Annotated in this window: 2 protein-coding genes; both read right to left on the reverse strand. The window is 32.3% G+C overall.

Annotated features, from left to right (window positions below; genetic code table 11):
* Positions 1–317: 317 nt before the first annotated feature.
* Positions 318–1,697 (reverse strand): sensor histidine kinase, encoded by a 1,380-nt coding sequence (locus tag ABU914_RS15265; protein ID WP_379670550.1) that lies wholly within the window; start codon positions 1,695–1,697, stop codon positions 318–320.
* A gap of 1 nt (position 1,698) precedes the next feature.
* Positions 1,699–2,372 (reverse strand): response regulator transcription factor (locus ABU914_RS15270; protein ID WP_379670551.1); only part of this gene is annotated, 674 nt, incomplete at its 5' end.

The raw sequence follows: 2,372 nt of genomic DNA on the forward strand, positions 1-2,372 counted from the left end.
ACCTTCTGACATTTTTTGTATAGTTGTTAAGGTTGCTTAAGCACCATTATATTGACAGTTCAAGTGAGAGCCCTATCGACTTACACAAAATTCTTGACGGTACCTTTAAAGATAATGCTTTTTTTAATTCGCTCGCTATTAGTTGTTTCAATTGATTCACCCTCATTTTTTATTTGATCATAATTAGAGTATAAATGACCATCCTTAACCCTGAATTTATCTAACCTTAAATCCCCCTTAATTTTACCTCCGTAACGTAAACGTTCATGGAAAGAAAAAAAAGATAACATGTATTCATGCTATCTTCTCACTCAGACTTATAAAGTTATTCTAATTATTGTTCCAACGTTTAGTTTGCTTTCTACCGTTATTTCACCGTTATGAGCTTCTATGACTTCTTTTGCTATAGACATTCCGAGACCTGCCCCTTTGTAATCCTCAGTGTTAGTTCCTCTGTAGTACCGATTAAATAATTTATCCAAATCCTCCATGCTGATGCCTCTTCCATTATCCTCAATTTCTATGATGATTTTTTCCCGTTTATACAAATTCACAGTTACGTCTGTTTGTTGATCGTTATGAATTAATGCATTGAATATTAAATTCTCTATACATCTTTTCATCAGGTTTTTGTCAATTTCGTATTCAATTATTTCGCCTGGAGCATTAAAATTTATTTTTCTGTCTGAATAGTTAGGATGGTTTAATATTTCGATAATGATGTTTCTTAGAAATTTTGTTAGATCATTTTGCGTCTTATTCAATATTAATGCATTCTGCCTTAATTTCTCATTTAAACGAAGCTCTTCTATCATGTTCTCCATGTAAACAGCTTTTTCGAATATGATATTTGAATAATGCATGATTTCTCTTTTAGAAATATGATAATCACTGTCAGCTAAAATTTCTGAATAGCCTTTAATTGTGGAAAGTGGCGTTTTTAAATCGTGAGAAATATTTGCAATCCACTCTTCTCTCATTTTTTCATTTTTTCTTCTTTCTCTATCGCTTGATTTCAAGTTTTCAGACAACACATTTAGACTGTTGAAAACCTTACTGTAAATGCCTTTTTCGCTATATTGTATACCGTATTTTTTTTGAGATAGCAATTCTATCCCCTCAATTATTCGAACAATAGGATTCGTTAGCTTATTACCAAAAATGGAGCCAGTAATTAGAAACACAACAACAGAAATCAATAGCACCAACAAAGTAAATTTAAGAAATAAAGATAATAAGTCAGATTCGTAGATGAATGTGTGTTTGTTTATTTCTGTAGAAGGAAAACCAATAATGTAACTTAAGTTACTATCGGTAGTAGATTCCGCAACAAAAAGGGTGTTACCGTCAATGGTATCTGGGTACATGTGTGAGTGTACAATCTGTGCAGGCGAATAATGCATGGGTGTACCTTCAGGCTTGCCGAGTTCGTATATCTCGTTTCCATTGGAATCTAGTATTTGTATCCAAGCATTTTTATTTTTTAAAAGCTGTTGTCCCTTTTCACTTATCAATATATCATTATCAATTTCTTCAATATACAAATCGAAGGATAATGTGAAATTTGGGGGATAATCTGAAACAACTTTATTCTTAGTGAAAACAAAAAAATAGACGGTAGCTAGCGTCATTAGCAAAATCATTAAAGAAGATATAATAATAACTGACCAAAAGCTCAAAGTGATTTTTTTTCTCATTCTAATCCCCTCTTACAAACTTATATCCTAAGCCTTTAAATGTTATTATATACTCAGGTTTAGATGGATTGTCTTCAAGCTTTTTTCTCAAGTTTCTAATATGCACCATTAACGTATTATCATATCCTTCATAGTTACTATCCCAAACTTTTTCTAGAATTAAGTCTTTACTTAATATCCTATTTGAATTTTCAACTAAAAATAATAATAGCTGATATTCTTTGGCTGTTAAGTCTATTATTTGACCTGACTTCCTTACCTCTGCTTTGTTTTTATCGATTTCAAGGTCTTTGTATTTGAAGACTTCTTTTTCTTTTTCATTTGAATTATTTCCCTCAACATACCGCATGTGTTGCAGTCTTCTAAAATGAGCTTTAATTCTGAATGCTATCTCTTTGGGGCTGAAAGGTTTGGTTACATAATCGTCTCCCCCAATACCCAGCCCCATAAGTTTATCTACATCATCTGATTTAGCTGAAAGAAATATAATGGGACAAAAGGTAAACTCCCTTATCCTCCGACACACTTCAAGACCATCTATGTCAGGAAGCATAATGTCTAACACAATAATATCTGGGGATACCTTTCTGCAAAGTTCTGTATATGGTAACTTAAAAGTGATCCACCATGACAATTGAAAACTGATCCACTCTTGATAGAAAATAACCCTAACGA

This window comes from Pueribacillus sp. YX66 (assembly GCF_041725775.1).
In the GTDB taxonomy this organism is placed as follows: Bacteria; Bacillota; Bacilli; order Bacillales; family UBA6769; genus Pueribacillus.

Coding starts and splice junctions, on each gene's coding strand:
- ABU914_RS15265 (WP_379670550.1), bottom strand. CDS start 1,697: ATGAGAAAAAAAATCACTTTGAGCTTTTGGTCAGTTATTATTATATCT.